The sequence below is a fragment of the Streptomyces sp. NBC_00258 genome (assembly GCF_036182465.1).
Classification (GTDB): domain Bacteria; phylum Actinomycetota; class Actinomycetes; order Streptomycetales; family Streptomycetaceae; genus Streptomyces.
Genome location: NZ_CP108081.1, coordinates 8,378,237 through 8,394,528 on the forward strand (window position 1 = coordinate 8,378,237; position 16,292 = coordinate 8,394,528).

The following is a 16,292-nucleotide window of genomic DNA, read 5'->3' on the forward strand; positions in this document are numbered from 1 at the left end:
GGGCCGGATGCGGGCCGGAAGTGGATCCGCCGGTATCTGACCTTCCGTCAGATTGGAACGTGTTCTAGTCTGCGCCGCATGGGGATCGGGATCACGCGGGAACAGCGGGACCTGGCCGAGGCCGTACGCGGCTGGATCGCCCGGACGGTGCCACCCGAGGAAACGCGCAAGCTGCTCGACGCACCAGGCGGCCAGGGCGGACGCCCCGCCCACTGGGACGCGCTCGCCGCCCAGGGATTCCTCGGGGTGCACCTCCCGGAGGAGTGCGGAGGAGGCGGCGGGACGGTGCTCGACCTCGCCGTCGTACTGGAGGAGGCCGCGCGGGCGGCGCTCCCCGGGCCGTACGCGGCGAACGCTCTCGCCTCGCTGGTGCTCGCGAGGGCGGGCGCCGCGGCCGAGGAACTGGTACGGGACGTGGCGGAGGGCGAGCGGATCGGGGCCGTCGCCCTGAGTCCCGGGACGCTGACCGCCGTGGCCGACACGGACGGGGACGGGTACGTGCTCGACGGGACGGCTCCGCCCGTACTGTCCGGCGGCGACGCGGACCTGCTGATCCTGGCGGCATCGGCATCGGCATCGGCATCGGCATCGGGGTCGGGGTCGCGGGTGGGGGCGCCGGGCGGCCGCACGCTGTGGATGGTGGTGGATGCCGCGCAGTTGTGCGTCCGCGTCCACGAGAGCGCCGACCCGACGCGCGCGACCGCCGAGGTGGTGGCCACGGCGGTACGCGTTCCGCCCGACCGCGTCCTCGACGTCGACTCGGCGCTCGTGCGGGACCTCGCCGCCGCCGTGTTCGCCGCCGACGCGTGCGGGACCGCCGCGTGGGCGCTGGAGACCGCGGCCGAGTACGCGAAGGTGCGGGAGCAGTTCGGCCGGCCCATCGGGCAGTTCCAGGGGATCAAACACCTGTGCGCCGACATGCTGGTCCGCGTCGAGCGGGCCGGCGCGCTGGCGTGGGACGCGGCCCGTGCCGTACAAGAACCCGACGGCATACGGCAGTTGGTGACAGCCCTCGCCGCAGGTGTCGCGCTCGACGCGGCCCTCTCGTGCGCCAAGGACTGCGTCCAGGTGCTGGGCGGCATCGGTTTCACCTGGGAACACGACGCACATCTCTACCTCCGACGGGCCCTGGTGGCACGACAGTTGCTCGGTGGCGGGCACCTTCTGCGGGCGGTCGGAGCGGCGGAGAACGGGGCGAGACGCGAACTCCGTACGGAGCTTCCCGAGGCGGAGGCCGCGCGGCACCGGGTGGCGGCCCGCGCCGTGATCGCGCGCGTACGCGGCCTCGAACCGGCCGCCGTACGAAGGGAGTTGGCGCCCACGGGATATACCGCGCCCCATCTGCCCCCGCCGTACGGACTCGGTGCCGGGCCCGTCCAGCAGCTCGCCGTACAGGAGGAACTGGCCGCAGCAGGAGTGCGCGTCGGTGACCTGGGGATCGCCACCTGGGTCGTACCGTCGCTCATCGCCTACGGGACCCCGGAACAGCAGGAGCGGTATCTGCTGCCGACGCTGTGCGGGGACGTGCTGTGGTGCCAGCTCTTCTCGGAACCGGGGGCCGGGTCCGACCTCGCCTCGCTCCGCACGCGGGCCGAGCGGACGGCGGACGGGCGCTGGCGCGTCAACGGACAGAAGGTGTGGACGAGTTCGGCCCAGTGGGCGGACTACGGGATCCTCCTCGCCCGGACGAACCCGGACGCGCCCAAGCACAAGGGGCTCACGTACTTCGTCGTCGACATGAAGGAGACGGACGGCATCGAGATCCGTCCCCTGAAGGAGATCACCGGCGAATCGCTCTTCAACGAGGTCTACTTCGACGACGTCGTGCTGCCCGCCGACGCCGTGGTCGGCTCGGTCGACGACGGCTGGCGGGTCGCACGCAACACCCTCGGCAACGAACGCGTCCACATGGCCGACCAGTTGACCTTCGGCACCGGCCTCGAAGCGATCGTCGCCCGCTCCGCCGGCCTCGACGACACCGTACGGGAACGCGTCGGAACCCTGATCGCGGAGGCCCACGCGCTGGGCTGCATCGGACTCCGTACGACCATGCGGCAGGTCTCGGGCGTGGACCCGGGCGCCGGTGCCTCCGTACGCAAGCTCGTCCAGACCGCGCACCAGCAGAAGGTCGCCGAGCTGGCACTCGAACTCCTCGGCCCGGCCGGTGCGTTGCGTGAGGGCGCCGGGGAGCGGGCCGTGCACGGATTCCTGCTCAGCCGGTGTCTGACCATCGCCGGCGGGACGACGCAGGTGCAGCTGAACGTGGTCGCGGAGCGCATCCTCGGCCTGCCGAGGGACCAGCGAGCGGAAGACCGGGGAGAGTCATGAAGGCGTACGTCGTCGGTGTGGGCATGACCAGGTTCGAGAAGCCGGAGACCAGGGACTGGCAGTACTGGGACATGGTCCGGGAGGCGGGCACGGGCGCCCTCGCGGACGCCGGGATCTCGTACGACGCCGTGGAGCAGGTGCCCGTCGGCTACTGCTTCCAGGCCTCCACGGCCGGACAGCGGGCCGTCTACGAACTCGGCCTGAGCGGAGTGCCCGTCTACAACGTGAACAACAACTGCGCGACCGGCTCGACCGCGCTGATGCTCGCCCGGCAGTTCGTCGAGGGCGGCGCGAGCGACTGCGTACTGGCGGTGGGGTTCGAGAAGATGGCGCGGGGCGCGCTGGGCGGCGGTGCCGACGGTGGTGACTTCAAGACGTCGCCGGTTGCGCGTCACTACGCCGTGATGGCGGCGCGGCACGGCTTCGAGATGACGCCGCCCACCGCCCAGATCTTCGGGGACGCGGCGCGCGAGCACATGGAGAAGTACGGCACGACCGAGGCGCAGCTCGCGGCCGTGGGAGCCAAGAACCACCGGCACTCGGCGAACAACCCCTACGCCCAGTTCCAGGACGTCTACTCGGTCGACGAGATCCTCGCCGCGCGTACCGTGCACGCGCCGCTGACCAAACTCCAGTGCTCCCCCACCTCGGACGGGGCCGCCGCGGCCGTCGTCGTGTCGGAACGGTTCGTGGAACGGCACGGTCTGGGGGAGCGGGCCGTGGAGATCGTCGCGCAGGCGATGACCACGGACACGGAGGAGTCGTTCGCGTCCGGGTCGTGCATCGACGTCGTCGGGCAGCCGATGTCACGGGCCGCCGCCCGGCAGGTGTACGAGAGGGCCGGGCTCGGCATCGAGGACGTCGACGTCGTGGAACTCCACGACTGCTTCTCCGTCAACGAACTGCTGACGTACGAGGCGCTCGGCATGTGCGAGGAGGGGGAGTCCGGGAAGCTCGTGGAGTCGGGCGCGACGACGTACGGCGGACAGTGGGTGGTGAACCCCTCGGGCGGCCTCATCTCCAAAGGGCATCCCCTGGGCGCCACCGGAATAGCCCAAGTCGCCGAACTCGTATGGCAGTTGAGGGGCGAGGCGGCGGCCCGGCAGGTGACGGGAGCGCGCGTGGGGCTCGCGCACAACATAGGGCTCGGGGGCGCGGCGGTGGTGACCCTGCTGAGGCGGGGCTGAGCGGGGCCGGGCGGATGAGGAAGGGCGGCCGGGGTCCTAGGTCCCGGGGCGGACGGATCGTGCAGCGAAATTCCGATGTACGGGGCACCGGGCCGCTGCGAGCATGACACCCATGCCCTCGCTCAGAACCGCCGCAGAGATACCCGTGTCCGGTCGTTCCGCGCCGCCCACCTGGATGGTGGTCGCACTCGCCTGCGCGGGACAGTTCCTCGTCGTCCTCGATGTGTCCGTCGTCAATACGGCGTTGCCGTCGATGCGGGCCGACCTGGGGCTCAGCGCCCTTGGGCTCCAGTGGGTCGTCAACGCGTACACGATCGCCTTCGCCGGATTCATGCTGCTCGGCGGGCGGGCCGGTGACCTGTACGGCCGCAAGCGGATGTTCCTGATCGGGCTCGCGCTGTTCACGCTGGCCTCGCTCGCGGGCGGGCTCGCCCAGGAGGGCTGGCAGCTGCTGGCCGCACGGGCCGTGCAGGGTCTCGGTGCGGCGGTGCTCGCGCCCTCGACACTCACGATCCTCACGTCGGCCGTACCCGAGGGCGCGGCACGCGCGCGGGCCATCGCGACCTGGACCGCCGTCGGCGGGGGCGGCGGCGCGGCGGGCGGGCTCGTCGGCGGGGTCCTGGTCGACGGCCTGTCGTGGCGGTGGGTCCTGCTGATCAACGTGCCCATAGGCGCGGTGGTGCTGGCCGGCGCCCTGTTCTGGCTCGTCGAGAGCCGGGCCGGCGGCGGACGGCGGATCGACCTGCCGGGAGCCCTGCTCGTGACGGCCGGCCTCGCGACCCTCGCGTACGGGATCGTGCAGACCGAGGCCGAGGGGTGGACCTCGGCCTCGACCCTGGTGCCGCTGGCCGCCGGGGCCGCCCTGATCGGGCTGTTCGTGCTCGTCGAGGCGCGGACGAAGACACCGCTGATGCCGCTGAAGTTGTTCCGGCTGAGGTCCGTGTCCTCGGCGAACGTGGCGATGTTCCTGTGCGGCGCGGCGATGTTCTGCATGTGGTTCTTCATGACGCTGTACGCGCAGAACGTGCTCGGCTACTCCCCACTGGACGCCGGACTCGCACTCGTGCCCAGCTCGCTCGCGGTGATCCTCGGCTCGAAGGTCGCGCCGCGGTTGATGCCGGTTGTGGGAGCGCGGAACGTCGCCGTGCTCGGGGCGCTGGTGGCCGCCGCCGGGTTCGGCTGGCAGTCGACGATGACCGCCGACGGCGGGTATCTCACCGCGATCATGTTCCCCGGGATCCTGATGATGCTCGGTGCCGGGCTCTCCGCGACGCCGCTCGCCGCGCTCGCCACGTCGGGGGCGGAGCCGGGGGATGCCGGGCTGGTGTCGGGGCTGATCAACACGTCCCGCACGATGGGGGGTTCGCTCGGTCTGTCGGTGATGTCGACGATCGCCGCGGCGCGGACCGGGGGTGGGGTTTCGCCGGAGGCACTGACGGAGGGGTACGCGCTGGTGTTCCGCACGGGTGGGGGTGTGCTGCTTGTGGGTGTTGTGCTGATGCTGGTGTGGCTGCCACGGGGGGTTGTGGGGCGGGGTTGAGGTTCGCTGCGGGCCGTCTGTGGCTGGTCGCGCAGTTCCCCGCGCCCCTAAAAGCGGGGCTGCGCCCCTGGCTTTTGTCTTTAGGGGCGCGGGGAACTGCGCGAGCAACCACAGACGGCCCGCAGACGACGAACCGCCTACAACCACCCCTGCTGGCGAGCCTCCCGCATGGCCTCCATGCGATTCCGCGTCGCCGTCTTGCCGATCGCCGACGAGAGGTAGTTGCGGACGGTCGACTCGGAGAGGTGGAGCTTGGACGCGATGTCGGCGACCGTCGCGCCGTCCACCGAGGCCTTCAGTACGTCGCACTCACGGGCGGTGAGCGGATTGGGCCCGGCACCCAGCGCGGCCGCGGCGAGTGCCGGGTCGATGACGGTCTCGCCGGTCAGCACCCGGCGGATCGCCTCGGCCAGCTCCTCCACGGGCCCGTCCTTGACGAGGAACCCCGCGGCGCCCGCCTCCATGGCCCGCCGCAGATACCCCGGCCGGCCGAAGGTGGTGAGGATCAGCACCCGGCAGTCGGGCACCTCGTCCCGGAGCAGCGCGGCGGCGTCCAGGCCGCTGATCCCGGGCAGTTCGATGTCCAGCAGTGCCACGTCAGGCCGCGACTCCAGGGCCGCCCCCACGATCGCGTCCCCCGTCCCGACCTGCGCCACGACCTCGATGTCCGCCTCCAGTCCGAGGAGGAGGGCGAGGGCGCCCCGCATCATCCCCTGGTCCTCGGCGAGCAGAACGCGGATGGACTTGGCGGGCCGGTGATCCCGGGGCATCTCGTTCACGGGCTCAGAGTAGGCCGCGTCAGCGCTCCGCCGGGGGTGCGTTGATGGCTGCGGGCCCGGTGGGGGCTGGTCGCGCAGTTCCCCGCGTCCCTGAAAGCGGGGCTGCGCCCCTGCCTTTTGTCTTTAGGGGCGCGGGGAACTGCGCGAGCAACCCCCACCCAGCCGCAGCCGAACATCACACCCCAGCGGAGCTACCGGCTGGGCACGCGCCCAGTCGATAGCTCCGGCACACTCATTCGCTCCCCAGGATCCACCGGAAGCTCCGCCGCCACAGTGAACCCGTTCCGCGCACCGGGCCCCGCCTCCAACGACCCCCCGGCCGCCGCGAGCCGCTCGGTCAGCCCCTTCAGACCCGTACCGCCGATGCCGGGCACGGCCGATTCCGGCGCGGCCGGCGGCGGCACCCCACGGCCGTCGTCCGTGACTCGCAGCCGCACATGCTCCGCCGAACCATCCACCGTGATCTCACAGCGCCCCGCGCCACTGTGGCGCACCGCGTTGGTGACCGCCTCGCGGACGACCCAGCCGAGCAGGACCTCGGTCTGGGCGGCGAGCGGCGGCCCGGACTGACGGACGACCGGTTCGATACCGGCGGCCCGCAGGGCCGATCCCGCGCGCTCGAGATCCGCGGCGAGGCTGCCCTCGCGGTAGCCGGTGACCGCCTCGCGGATCTCCGTGAGGGCCTGGCGGCCCACCGACTCGATGTCGGAGACCTGGACCAGGGCCGCGTCCATGTCGCGGGGCGCGAGCCGACGGGCCGCCTCCGACTTCACGACGATGACGGAGAGCGTGTGGCCGAGGAGGTCGTGCAGGTCACGGGAGAAGCGAAGGCGTTCCTTCTCGACCGCCTGGCGGGCCAGCTCCTCGCGGGCCGCGCGCAGTTCACGTACGGCGTCCGACAGGGACAGGATCGCCGCGGTCACCATGGTGGACAGGAACGTGCCGTACGCGACGTTCACCGCGCCCCAGCCGTCCCGCAATCCGGCCACGACTCCCGCGAGCGCGCTCAGCCCGATGCCTGTCCTGCCGAGCCACCGTCCCCGGACGATCGCGCCCGCTGCCAGGCCGAGCAGCGGGAAGAAGAGCAGCCAGCTCCCGCCGTACAGGCCGCCGAGGAGGCAGGTCACGATGCCGAGCGCGATCAGCGCGCCCCGGGTGGAGCGGGCCTCGCGGGCCTCCTTGGTGAAGGCCCGGAACACCACATGGATGTAGAGGGAGTTGAAGACGAGGAGGCCGATGCCGCCGATCCACGGGTTCGGGGTCTTGCCCTGGAAGAGGTTGGAGAAGGCGCCCATGCCCATCAGGAGCCAGGGGAGCAGGGCGAAACCGCTGGGCGGCGGGCCCAGGTGCTCCGGGAGCTTCCCGGTCTTCCGTACGGCCTTCTGGTCGACCACGAACGCGTCCCGGTCGGCCTTCCACTCCGTCCGTGACTCCTGCCACGCGGACATCTGACAGCTGACCCTGCGCAACCACGACATGTCCTCAGCCCCCTTTCAGACGGTCCGTGCGGTCCTGCGGTACGAGACCACAGCGTACGAGCCGAAGGCCAGCAGCCATCCGGTCAGCACCAGCACCGCCCCGAGGGCGGGCGCGTGCCCGTCGGCGACCGACGTGCCGAGCTGCGCGAACCGGTTCGTGGGCGTGTAGGCGGACAGGGACCGGAGCCAGGAGGGAAACAGGCTCAGCGGGAACCACAGGCCGCCGACCACCGCGAGCGTCAGGTTGCACACCATGTTCATCACGCCCGTGGCCTGCGCGGTCAGCCGGTAGCCGTTGCCGAGGCCGAGCAGGGTGAAGGGGATCGAGCCGAGCCACAGCAGCAGCGCGATCACCGCCCACTTCCAGGCGTCGAGCCGTACGCCGTTGACCAGACCGCCCGCCACGAGGACCGCGACGATCGCGGGCAGCACGGTCACCGCACCCGTGAGCGCCCAGCCCATCACGACCTGGCGCGGGCTCATCGGCGTGATCCGCAGCTGCCGCAGCCAGCCGATGCTCCGGTCCTCGGCGACCCCGCCGCCGGTGTTGAGGGCCGAGCCCATCGCGCCGTACGCGGCCATGCCGATCATCGAGACGGTCCGCCAGTCGCTGTCGGCGCCGTCACCGAGGTTCGTGAACAGCAGATACATCAGCGTCGGCATCAGGACACCGCCGATCATGAAGCCGACGTCCCGCAGTGTCCGGCGCACTTCGAGCCGCAGATAGTCGAGCATCACACCGTCTCCAGGAAGGTACGGGCAGGGGCGTCGGAGGAGGTCAGGGCGAGGAACGCGTCGTCCAGCGAGGCCGGCGCGACCTCCAGGGCGCGTATCGCGCCGCGCTCGGCGAGCGCGATCACCGTCGCGTCCGAGTCGTCGGTCCGCAACCGCGCCCGGTCCCCGCGCACCTCCACGGAGACCACACCGGGCAGGGCCGCCAGCCCGTCCGTCCCGGAGCCGGCCAGGTCGAAGGCGACCAGGCTGCCGCCCGCGGCCCGCTTCAGCTGCTCACCGGTGCCGTCGGCCACGATCCGCCCGTGGTCGATGACGACGATCCGGTCGGCGTTGGCGTCCGCCTCCTCCAGGTAGTGGGTGGAGAAGAGGACGGTGTGACCGCGCCGCGCGTACGCCCGCATCGAGTCCCAGAAGGCGTACCGCGCCTCCACGTCCAAGGCCGCGGTCGGCTCGTCGAGCACGATCAGCGCGGGGTTCCCGACGAGCGCGACCGCGAACCGCACCCGCTGCGTCTGGCCCCCGGAGAGCCGGTCCACGCGCCGCCCGGCCAGCTCCGCGATGCCCGCGAGCTCCAGCGCCTCGGCGACGGGCATCGGCGCGGGATACGTACCCGCCACGAACCCGACCAGCTCGCCCACCGTCACCCGCGGCACCGGCCGGCCGTCCTGGAGCATCGCGCCCACGCGTCCCGCCCGTACGGCCTCCTCCGGGGTGCCGCCGAAGAGGCGTACGACGCCCTCGTCCGGCTCGTTCAGGCCCAGCAGGAGCGAGATCGTGCTGGACTTGCCCGCGCCGTTGCGGCCCAGCAGGGCGACCGTCTCGCCGCGCGCGATCTCCAGGTCGACACCGTCCACGGCCCGCACCGCACCGAAGGCCTTGACCACCCCCGCGAAGGAAACGGCCTGGTCCGCGGCCCCGCCCGCCCTGGTGTCCGCCGCCGTCTCCGCCGTCTCCGTCGTGTCGGCCATCGTCCCCGTCCCCGCCCTCGTCCCCGTCTTCGTCATGGGTACGACGCTACGAATCCGGGGGCCGGCGGGGCAGATGCGCAATGTACGGACTCGGGCAGGACAAATGTCACTGCCGCGTCCGTGCCACCCATCTGACATGCCGTCAGGAGTCTTCACATGTGCCGGACCCTGAGCTATACAGGGGGTCGCCGGACTGGAACGCGTTCTAGAACAGGCGGGTTCCTCGGCTCAGTGTCGACCTCGGTGCGGCCGACGGTGCGGACGGCCGCACCGGGGTCTTCCCCGCCAGCAGTCAGGAGCCCCATGCCCATCGACGTTGCCCAGGCCCTCGCGGCCGAGCCCCGGTCCGCCGGGATCGCCTGGGGTCACAAGGACGTCCAGCTCTACCACCTCGGCCTCGGCGCCGGCGCGAACCCCGACAAGGACAGTCCCGCCACGGACCCCGACGAGCTGCGCTACACCCTGGAGTCGCGGCTGCACGTGCTGCCGAGCTTCGCCACCGTCGCGGGCGCGGGCTCACCGGGCGTGATCAACAGCCTCTCCATGCCGGGTATCGACGTCAACCTCGCGCACGTCCTGCACGGCGGCCAGACCGTCACGCTGCACCGCCCGATCCCCGTCGAGGGCCGGGCGACCGCAACCGGGCGGATCGCGGCCGTCTACGACAAGGGCAAGGCCGCCATCCTCGTCATGCGCACCGAGGTCGCCGACGACGAGGGCCCGTTGTGGACGAACGACGCCCAGATCTTCGTACGCGGCGAAGGGGGCTTCGGCGGCGACCGCGGCCCCTCCACCCGCCCCGAACCGCCGACCGGCGAGCCCGACAGAACGGTCGAGCGCGCGATCCGTGAGGACCAGGCGCTCCTGTACCGGCTCTCCGGCGACTGGAACCCGCTGCACGCCGACCCCGAGTTCGCCAAGCTCGCCGGGTTCGACCGGCCGATCCTGCACGGACTGTGCACGTACGGGATGACGCTGAAGGCCGTCGTGGACACGGCACTCGGCGGCGACGTCGGCCGGGTCCGTTCCTACGCCACGCGCTTCGCCGGGGTCGTGTACCCGGGCGAGACCCTGCGCATCCGCATGTGGCAGGGGGACGGCACGGTCCGCGTGACGGTGGGCGCGGCCGACCGGGACGACGCACCGGTCCTCGCCGACACCGTCGTGGAGCACAACTGAGCCCTGAACCCGAGCCGCAAGCCCCGCACTTGAGCCGTCCCGCACGCGAGCCGTGAGTCCCGCATCCGAGTGTCGGCACACCTGAGTGTCGTACGTACGTTTCCGAGGGGAGCCGCACCATGCGCGCAGCCGTACTGCACGAGATAGGCCAGGACAAGCTGGAGATACTCGACGACGTCGAGGCGACGGGCTTCGGACCCGGCCGGGTGAGGATCCGGGTGCGGGCCACCGGCCTGTGCCACTCGGACCTCTCCGCGATGGCCGGGGTGCTGCCGCAGCCCGCGCCGTTCGTCCCCGGGCACGAAGGGGCGGGCGAGATCCTCGAGGTGGGCGAGGGCGTCACCAACGTCAAGCCCGGCGACCGGGTCGTCGTCTGCTGGCTGCCCGCCTGCGGCGTCTGTCCCGCCTGCAAGCGAGGCCAGACCCAGCTGTGTCTCGCCGGGTTCATGAACGCGGGCACGCCCAACTTCAAGCGCCCCGGCGGCGACGTGTTCGGCTTCGCGGGCACCGGGACCTTCACCGAGGAGGTCGTCGTCGACGCGGGCTGCGCCGTGCCGATCCCGGACGACGTGCCCTTCGACATCGCCGCCCTCATCGGCTGCGGCGTCACCACCGGACTCGGCGCCGCCCTCAACACCGCCGACGTGGAAGCCGGTTCGTCGGTCGCCGTCATCGGCTGCGGAGGCGTCGGCATCTCCGCGATCCAGGGCGCCCGGCTGAAGGGCGCCGCCGAGATCGTCGCCGTGGACCCGGTCGCCTCCCGCCGCGAGGCCGCGCTGAAGTTCGGCGCCACCAGGGCCGTCTCGCCCGACGAACTCCCCGACGTCAAGCAGTCGGTGACCGCGGGCGAGGGCTTCGACTACGTCTTCGAGGTCGTCGGCCGCTCCGCCACCGCCCGCACGGCGTACGACAACACCCGCCGCGGCGGCACGCTGGTCGTCGTCGGCGCGGGCGCCATGGACGACCACCTCCAGCTCAACATGTTCGAGCTGTTCTTCGACGAGAAGCGGATCCTGCCGTCCATGTACGGCGGCGGGGATGTCCTGCGGTCGTACGAGCGGACCGTCGCGCTCTGGCGTGCCGGGCGCATCGACCTGGAGGGGCTGATCACCCACCGGGTGCCGCTGAGCGACATCAACGAGGCGCTCGACCAGATGCGTACGGGTGTGGCGCTGCGTACGTGCATCGAGATCTGACCTCCTGATCCGACCTCCCGATCTTCTGGCTACCGACGGCTGAAGGGACCTTGATGTCACTGCCACTTGAGGGCCGGTCCGCGATCGTCACGGGTGCGGGCCGCGGCCTGGGCCGGGCGGAGGCGCTGGAGCTGGCCCGGCTCGGTGCCGCCGTCGTCGTCAACGACTTCGGACAGCCCGGCCGGGACGGCTCCGGCGCCGCGTCCGCCACGCCCGCCGAGGAGGTCGCCGCCGGGATCCGGGCGGCGGGCGGTCGCGCCGTCGCGCACACCGGGGACGTGGCCGACCACCAACAGGCCCGGGAACTTGTCGAGTTGGCGGTCGCCGAGTTCGGACAGCTGGACATCCTCGTCAACAACGCGGGCATCCTGCGCGACCGGATGGTCTTCTCGATGTCCGAGGACGAGTGGGACTCGGTGATCCGGGTCCATCTGAAGGGCCACTTCAACACCACCCACTTCGCGGCCGCGCACTGGCGGGCCCGGTCCAAGGCGGCGGACGCGCCGGTGTACGGGCGGATCGTGAACACCTCCTCGGAGGCGTTCCTCGCGGGCTCCGCGGGACAGCCCAACTACGCCGCCGCGAAAGGCGGAATCGTCGGGCTCACCACCTCGACGGCGCTGGCGCTCGCGAAGTACGGCGTCACGGCGAACGTCATCTGCCCGCGCGCCCGGACCCGGATGACGGCGGACGTCTTCGCGGGCTTCCAGGAACCGGCGGATGACGGGTCCGAGGACCGGCTCGACCCGCTCGCTCCCGAGCATGTCGCCCCGCTCGTCGGCTACTTGGCCGCGCCCGCGGCCGCACACGTCAACGGCCAGCTCCTGGTCGTGCACGGCGGGATGGTCGCGGTCGTCGAACGGCCGCGGGTGGCCGCCAAGTTCGACACCAAGCAGGACGCCTTCACGTACGACGAACTCGACGCGCTGCTCACGCCGCACTACGCGGACCGGCCGGCGGGGGAGACGTTCGCGGCGGCGGAGGTGCTGGGACTCAAGCACGAGTGAACGGTCATGGCGCCGCTCGCACGGAAAGGCCCCGCCCGACGAGTGTCGGGCGGGGCCGTGTGACGCTCCGGACCTGAGGTCGTCAGGCCCCCGTGTCGCCGTGCTCGGGGGGCTTGCGGTGCCGGCCGCGAGGGGTCGCCTCGCCCTCCTGCGCGGAGACGGGCCCCCGGTGCCGGCCGTGGCCACCGTCGTCTGCTGCCTGGGCCACCGTCGCCCGCGGGTCGGTGGCCGTCGTCTCCATGGTGCTCGTGTCGCTCATGTGGAAAATCACCCCGTGTCAACAAGATCCTTCGGTACAGCGCGGGCGAGTCTAACGGGCGGGTGTGACAGTGCTGAGGGGTGGTTGGGGCTACTCGGTGGTCACTTTGAGGGGGGTGGAAGGGGGCGTCGTTTCGGCGCTCACCCGGAGAGCGCGGAGGGCCGGCGGGCACTCGGTACTCACCTGCTCGACTTGGAATGGGTTCACCGGGAGCGGGGCCGGTGCGGGGGGAGGGGCTGGGGTCGAGGGCGGGGTTGGCCGGATTCCAGAAGGAGCGCCTTGCGGGATCACCGGCTGAACCACCGGCTGAACCACCGGCTGAACCACCGGCTGGACCACCGGTTGAACCGCCGCCTGAATCGCAGGCCGCATCTCCGGCTGGGCTGACGGCTGTTCCGCCGCTTGGCCCGCCGCCTGATCCGCCGTCTGGACTGTCCTCCGGACTGCTGGGCGAATGCTTTCAGCGGGAGCCTCGCCGATTCCCTCGGCGGCCATGGGGCCGGAGCTTTCCGGGTCGATCGGGACCAGGAGAAGGGTGCTCTCCGTGTCCGCCGGGACCATGTGCAGGGGGTTTCCGGCGGCTACATCACTGACGCCCTCGACGAGTGCACGGCCTGAGCCCTCGGCGCTCGCGCCGTTCGTGCGCTCCGCGCCCGGGTGGCCGGTGACCGCACCGGGCACGGGGCTTGCACTCTCGGCGGTCTCACGGCTCGTGTGCTCCGCGGCCGATTTGCCCGCGCCCTCCGCATCCAACTGCCCCGTGCTGTCGACGGCGGTCCAGCCCGCACCCGACTGCCCCGTGTCCTCGACGGCGGTCCAGCCCGCACCCGATTCCCCCGTGTCCTCGACGGCGGTCCAGCCTGCGCTCACCGGCCCCGTGCCTTCGACCGCGGTCCAGCCCGTGCCCTCCCTGCGGATCGGCTCCGGGGCTCGGGCGGCGACCCAGCCCGTGCCGTCCGCCGCTCCAACCGGCCCCGCACCCGGGCCGGTTGACCGTCCCGCTCCCGCTCCCGGTCCCGCGGCCTGTGCCAACCTGCGGCCCGCGAACGCGTTCGCCATCAGGCGTCCCGTCAGTGGCGCCTGTTGGAGCGGTACGGGACGGGTCGCCGCGGGCTCCGGGGGACCCATGACCGACGGCCCCCGTGGCGCGTCCCCCCGCGCCTCAGCCGTACGGTCCGGATCCCCCGGGCCCCCGTCCCCCGTCCCCGTGGGTGCTCCCACCCGTGACACGCCGCACGGCACCGTCCCCGTCGCGTACGGCAGATGGAGCACCCCGTCCCTGGTCCATTGGCCCGAGCCCGCCAACCAGCCATTGGGCGCGGGCAGTTGATGGAGATACCGCTCGGCGGGACGCCACACGCCGAGCCAGCTGCCCGAGGGCCCGCCGATCCGCAGGGCGACCGCGCAGCTCTCCGGCGTCAGTACCTGCCCCGGCTGGATCGCGAACGGAGTGACCGCGCGGCCCGGCAGTTGCAGGTACTCCGGGAAGCGCACCGGCAGCGTGCTCCCCAATACGCCCCAGCCGAGCCGTTCCTGGCCGGGAGTGGGCGCGTCCGAGCGGATCAGGAGCAGCCCGCTGTCGGCGTCCGCGAGCAGCAGCCGGTCGTTGCTCCGCTCGGAGATCTGCAACAGCGGCGACACCTCGCCCCCGCGTTCCAGATCGACGACCACCGTCTTGGTCCGGCCGTCCAACTCCCGGTCCAGCGCGAGCAGTCGGTCGCTGCCGCCCAGCCACACCCCGCCCGAGCAGCGGCCCGGTACCTCCGCGAGATGCTCGGGCCCGAAGGCGCCGCCCGCGACCAGCCACACGGCCGTCGAACCCCGGCCCACGGCAAGGGCGTACGCACGGGTGCCGGCCGGAGCGGGTGGCAGCAGCCGCAACTCCGTGCCCACGTCCGGGCATTCCACCGCGCCGAGCAGTACCTCACCCGTCCCCGGGCCCGTCGGATACAGCAGCGAGAACGTGTGCCGTCCGTCGACGAGACGGTGGATGAGCACCCGCCCGTCCGCCATCGGCAGCACTTCCGTGCCGGGCTCCTCCGGCTGGTTGCCGGGCAGTGGCACGGCGTAGGGCTCGGGGCCGTCCAGTGTCCAGCGCTCCGGGAACCAGGAGTCGCCGCTCCGGGCCAGGCGGGCCGCGTACGACCCGTCGACGGTGATCACGCACCCTGCTACCGCGGCCCACTCGTTCTCGTTCACCGCCGCGGACGATGGGGTTCCCCCCTGCTCGAGCGAAGTCGAGACCTCGGGGGAGGCACAGGCCGTCATCGTTCGGTCACCTCCGGCCACGAAACCTAGTTTTCGCACGCACAGGCGTGGGACCAGCAGGTGACCGCTTCACACATAAGAGTGGCCCGTTTCTGATTCGCCTGAGGGAACGGGGGCGGGTGTGCTGAGCGGGGGTGGGGCGGTTTATGGTTAGGGCTGCCTAAGTGGCGCTTGAGCGTTGCCTGTGGGGTTCCTGAGTTCCCCGCCGTGCTCTCGCGTGCCGGCTCGGGCCCGAGCCCGGGCGGCAGCCTGAACCAGACCATGAACCACCGGAGTGTGTGCCTGATGTCCCTTCGACGCCGCGGTTCCGCCGCCGTCGCCCTCGCCGTGGCGGCCGCTCTCTCGCTCGCCGCCTGCGGGTCGGGCGACTCGGACTCGGGTTCCGGCTCCGGGAAGTCCGACAACGGCGCCGGCAGCAAGTCCGTCGCCACGGGCGGCGAGGACTTCGCGAAGGCGGCCGAGGAGACGGCCAAGATGGGGACCACGGCCAAGGCCGGCGAGTTCCCCCGCACGATCGAGCACGCCATGGGCGAGACCGAGCTGAAGGCCGAGCCCAAGCGCGTGGTCGTCCTCGACGTCGGCGAGCTCGACAACGTCGTCTCCCTCGGCGTGCAGCCGGTCGGCTGGGCGCCCACCGAGGGCTCGGCCGGGATTCCCTCGTACCTGAAGAAGGACGCGGGCAGCCCCAAGGACATCGGCACGATCAACGCCCTCAACCTGGAGGCGATCGCGGGCCTGAAGCCCGACCTGATCCTCGGCAGCGAGCTGCGCGCCGCCAAGCTCTACCCGCAGCTCTCCAAGATCGCCCCCACCGTGTTCTCCATCCGCCCGGGCTTCACCTGGAAGGAGAACTACCTCCTCAACGCGGCCGCGCTGGACAGGACCGCCGAGGCGAGGACCCAGCTCGCCGCGTACGAGAAGAAGGCCAAGGCCCTCGGCGACGAACTCGGCCCCGACAAGCCGACCGTCACCATGCTCCGCTACATGCCGGGCATGATCCGCCTCTACGCCAAGGCGTCCTTCATCGGCACGATCCTTGAGGACGTCGGCATCCCGCGCCCCAAGAACCAGCAGATCAACGACCTCGCGGCGGAGATCAGCCCGGAGAGGATCGACGACGCCGACGCCGACTGGATCTTCACCGGCGTCTACGGCGACGCCAAGAAGACCGACCGCGCCACCGCCGAGGACAACCCCCTCTGGAAGAAGCTCGGCGCGGTCGAGGACGGCCAGGCCAAGGACGTACCCGACGAGACCTGGTACCTCGGCCTCGGCGTCACCGCGGCCGGCGAGGTCCTCGACGACCTCAAGGGCTTCCTTGCCAAGTAGGGCCCGGCAGCTCGGCTCGAGCCAGGGCTGGAGCGGGGT

The 16,292-nt window shown here is 71.9% G+C and carries 12 protein-coding genes and 1 pseudogene; 7 read left to right on the plus strand and 6 right to left on the minus strand.

The genetic code is table 11. The features are described 5' to 3' along the window. The first annotated feature begins 78 nt into the window (after positions 1 to 78). From OG718_RS37370 to OG718_RS37380, 3 genes are all read left to right on the plus strand, one after another. Positions 79 to 2,328: an acyl-CoA dehydrogenase gene (locus OG718_RS37370; RefSeq protein WP_328846285.1), complete on the plus strand. Its 2,250-nt coding sequence runs from the start codon at positions 79 to 81 to the stop codon at positions 2,326 to 2,328. Beyond that, positions 2,325 to 3,515 (plus strand): lipid-transfer protein, encoded by a 1,191-nt coding sequence (locus OG718_RS37375; protein WP_328846286.1) that lies wholly within the window; start codon positions 2,325 to 2,327, stop codon positions 3,513 to 3,515. The genes OG718_RS37370 and OG718_RS37375 overlap by 4 nt, the downstream gene beginning before the upstream one ends. Before the next feature lie 103 nt (positions 3,516 to 3,618). Further along, positions 3,619 to 5,055 carry a DHA2 family efflux MFS transporter permease subunit gene (locus OG718_RS37380; RefSeq protein ID WP_143631450.1) on the plus strand — a complete coding sequence of 479 codons (1,437 nt, stop codon included), beginning with the start codon at positions 3,619 to 3,621 and terminating at the stop codon, positions 5,053 to 5,055. 137 nt (positions 5,056 to 5,192) lie between these two features. On the opposite strand, the gene OG718_RS37385 is transcribed toward OG718_RS37380, so the two are convergent. The 4 genes from OG718_RS37385 to OG718_RS37400 all read right to left on the minus strand — a co-directional run bounded on the left by OG718_RS37385 (position 5,193) and on the right by OG718_RS37400 (position 9,015). Continuing rightward, a complete protein-coding gene (locus OG718_RS37385; protein WP_143632831.1) occupies positions 5,193 to 5,825 on the minus strand; it encodes a response regulator transcription factor in 633 nt (210 codons plus the stop codon). Positions 5,826 to 6,025: 200 nt separating this feature from the next. After that, positions 6,026 to 7,312 (minus strand): sensor histidine kinase, encoded by a 1,287-nt coding sequence (locus OG718_RS37390; protein ID WP_443055211.1) that lies wholly within the window; start codon positions 7,310 to 7,312, stop codon positions 6,026 to 6,028. A gap of 15 nt (positions 7,313 to 7,327) precedes the next feature. Next, positions 7,328 to 8,047, minus strand: a complete 720-nt coding sequence (locus OG718_RS37395) for an ABC transporter permease (RefSeq protein WP_328846289.1) — start codon at positions 8,045 to 8,047, stop codon at positions 7,328 to 7,330. Next, a complete protein-coding gene (locus OG718_RS37400) occupies positions 8,047 to 9,015 on the minus strand; it encodes an ABC transporter ATP-binding protein (protein WP_443055369.1) in 969 nt (322 codons plus the stop codon). The genes OG718_RS37395 and OG718_RS37400 overlap by 1 nt, the downstream gene beginning before the upstream one ends. Positions 9,016 to 9,318: 303 nt before the next feature. On the opposite strand from OG718_RS37400, the gene OG718_RS37405 reads away from it, so the two are divergent. The 3 genes from OG718_RS37405 to OG718_RS37415 all read left to right on the plus strand — a co-directional run bounded on the left by OG718_RS37405 (position 9,319) and on the right by OG718_RS37415 (position 12,397). Continuing rightward, a complete protein-coding gene (locus OG718_RS37405; protein ID WP_328846291.1) occupies positions 9,319 to 10,194 on the plus strand; it encodes a MaoC/PaaZ C-terminal domain-containing protein in 876 nt (291 codons plus the stop codon). Positions 10,195 to 10,313: 119 nt separating this feature from the next. Next, positions 10,314 to 11,390, plus strand: a complete 1,077-nt coding sequence (locus tag OG718_RS37410; protein WP_328846292.1) for a Zn-dependent alcohol dehydrogenase — start codon at positions 10,314 to 10,316, stop codon at positions 11,388 to 11,390. A gap of 53 nt (positions 11,391 to 11,443) precedes the next feature. Further along, positions 11,444 to 12,397, plus strand: coding sequence for a 3-oxoacyl-ACP reductase (locus tag OG718_RS37415; protein WP_328846293.1), 954 nt, complete (start codon positions 11,444 to 11,446; stop codon positions 12,395 to 12,397). Between the two features lie 82 nt (positions 12,398 to 12,479). Here the strand turns inward: OG718_RS37415 and OG718_RS37420 are convergent, their stop codons facing one another. Beyond that, positions 12,480 to 12,656: a hypothetical protein gene (locus OG718_RS37420; RefSeq protein ID WP_328846294.1), complete on the minus strand. Its 177-nt coding sequence runs from the start codon at positions 12,654 to 12,656 to the stop codon at positions 12,480 to 12,482. Positions 12,657 to 13,706: 1,050 nt separating this feature from the next. Continuing rightward, positions 13,707 to 14,924: pseudogene (locus tag OG718_RS37425) on the minus strand (hypothetical protein); the annotation flags it as partial. A gap of 285 nt (positions 14,925 to 15,209) precedes the next feature. Between OG718_RS37425 and OG718_RS37430 the strand changes: the two are divergent. Then, positions 15,210 to 16,253, plus strand: coding sequence for an ABC transporter substrate-binding protein (locus tag OG718_RS37430; protein ID WP_328846295.1), 1,044 nt, complete (start codon positions 15,210 to 15,212; stop codon positions 16,251 to 16,253). The last annotated feature ends 39 nt before the right edge of the window (positions 16,254 to 16,292 follow it).

Bases quoted from the DNA above. Each gene is read 5' to 3' on its own strand.
- OG718_RS37370 (WP_328846285.1), top strand. From the start codon at position 79: ATGGGGATCGGGATCACGCGGGAACAGCGGGACCTGGCCGAGGCCGTA.
- OG718_RS37430 (WP_328846295.1), top strand. From the start codon at position 15,210: ATGTCCCTTCGACGCCGCGGTTCCGCCGCCGTCGCCCTCGCCGTGGCG.
- OG718_RS37410 (WP_328846292.1), top strand. From the start codon at position 10,314: ATGCGCGCAGCCGTACTGCACGAGATAGGCCAGGACAAGCTGGAGATA.
- OG718_RS37390 (WP_443055211.1), bottom strand. From the start codon at position 7,312: ATGTCGTGGTTGCGCAGGGTCAGCTGTCAGATGTCCGCGTGGCAGGAG.
- OG718_RS37420 (WP_328846294.1), bottom strand. From the start codon at position 12,656: ATGAGCGACACGAGCACCATGGAGACGACGGCCACCGACCCGCGGGCG.
- OG718_RS37385 (WP_143632831.1), bottom strand. From the start codon at position 5,825: ATGCCCCGGGATCACCGGCCCGCCAAGTCCATCCGCGTTCTGCTCGCC.
- OG718_RS37405 (WP_328846291.1), top strand. From the start codon at position 9,319: ATGCCCATCGACGTTGCCCAGGCCCTCGCGGCCGAGCCCCGGTCCGCC.
- OG718_RS37400 (WP_443055369.1), bottom strand. From the start codon at position 9,015: ATGGCCGACACGACGGAGACGGCGGAGACGGCGGCGGACACCAGGGCG.
- OG718_RS37375 (WP_328846286.1), top strand. From the start codon at position 2,325: ATGAAGGCGTACGTCGTCGGTGTGGGCATGACCAGGTTCGAGAAGCCG.
- OG718_RS37395 (WP_328846289.1), bottom strand. From the start codon at position 8,047: ATGCTCGACTATCTGCGGCTCGAAGTGCGCCGGACACTGCGGGACGTC.
- OG718_RS37415 (WP_328846293.1), top strand. From the start codon at position 11,444: ATGTCACTGCCACTTGAGGGCCGGTCCGCGATCGTCACGGGTGCGGGC.
- OG718_RS37380 (WP_143631450.1), top strand. From the start codon at position 3,619: ATGACACCCATGCCCTCGCTCAGAACCGCCGCAGAGATACCCGTGTCC.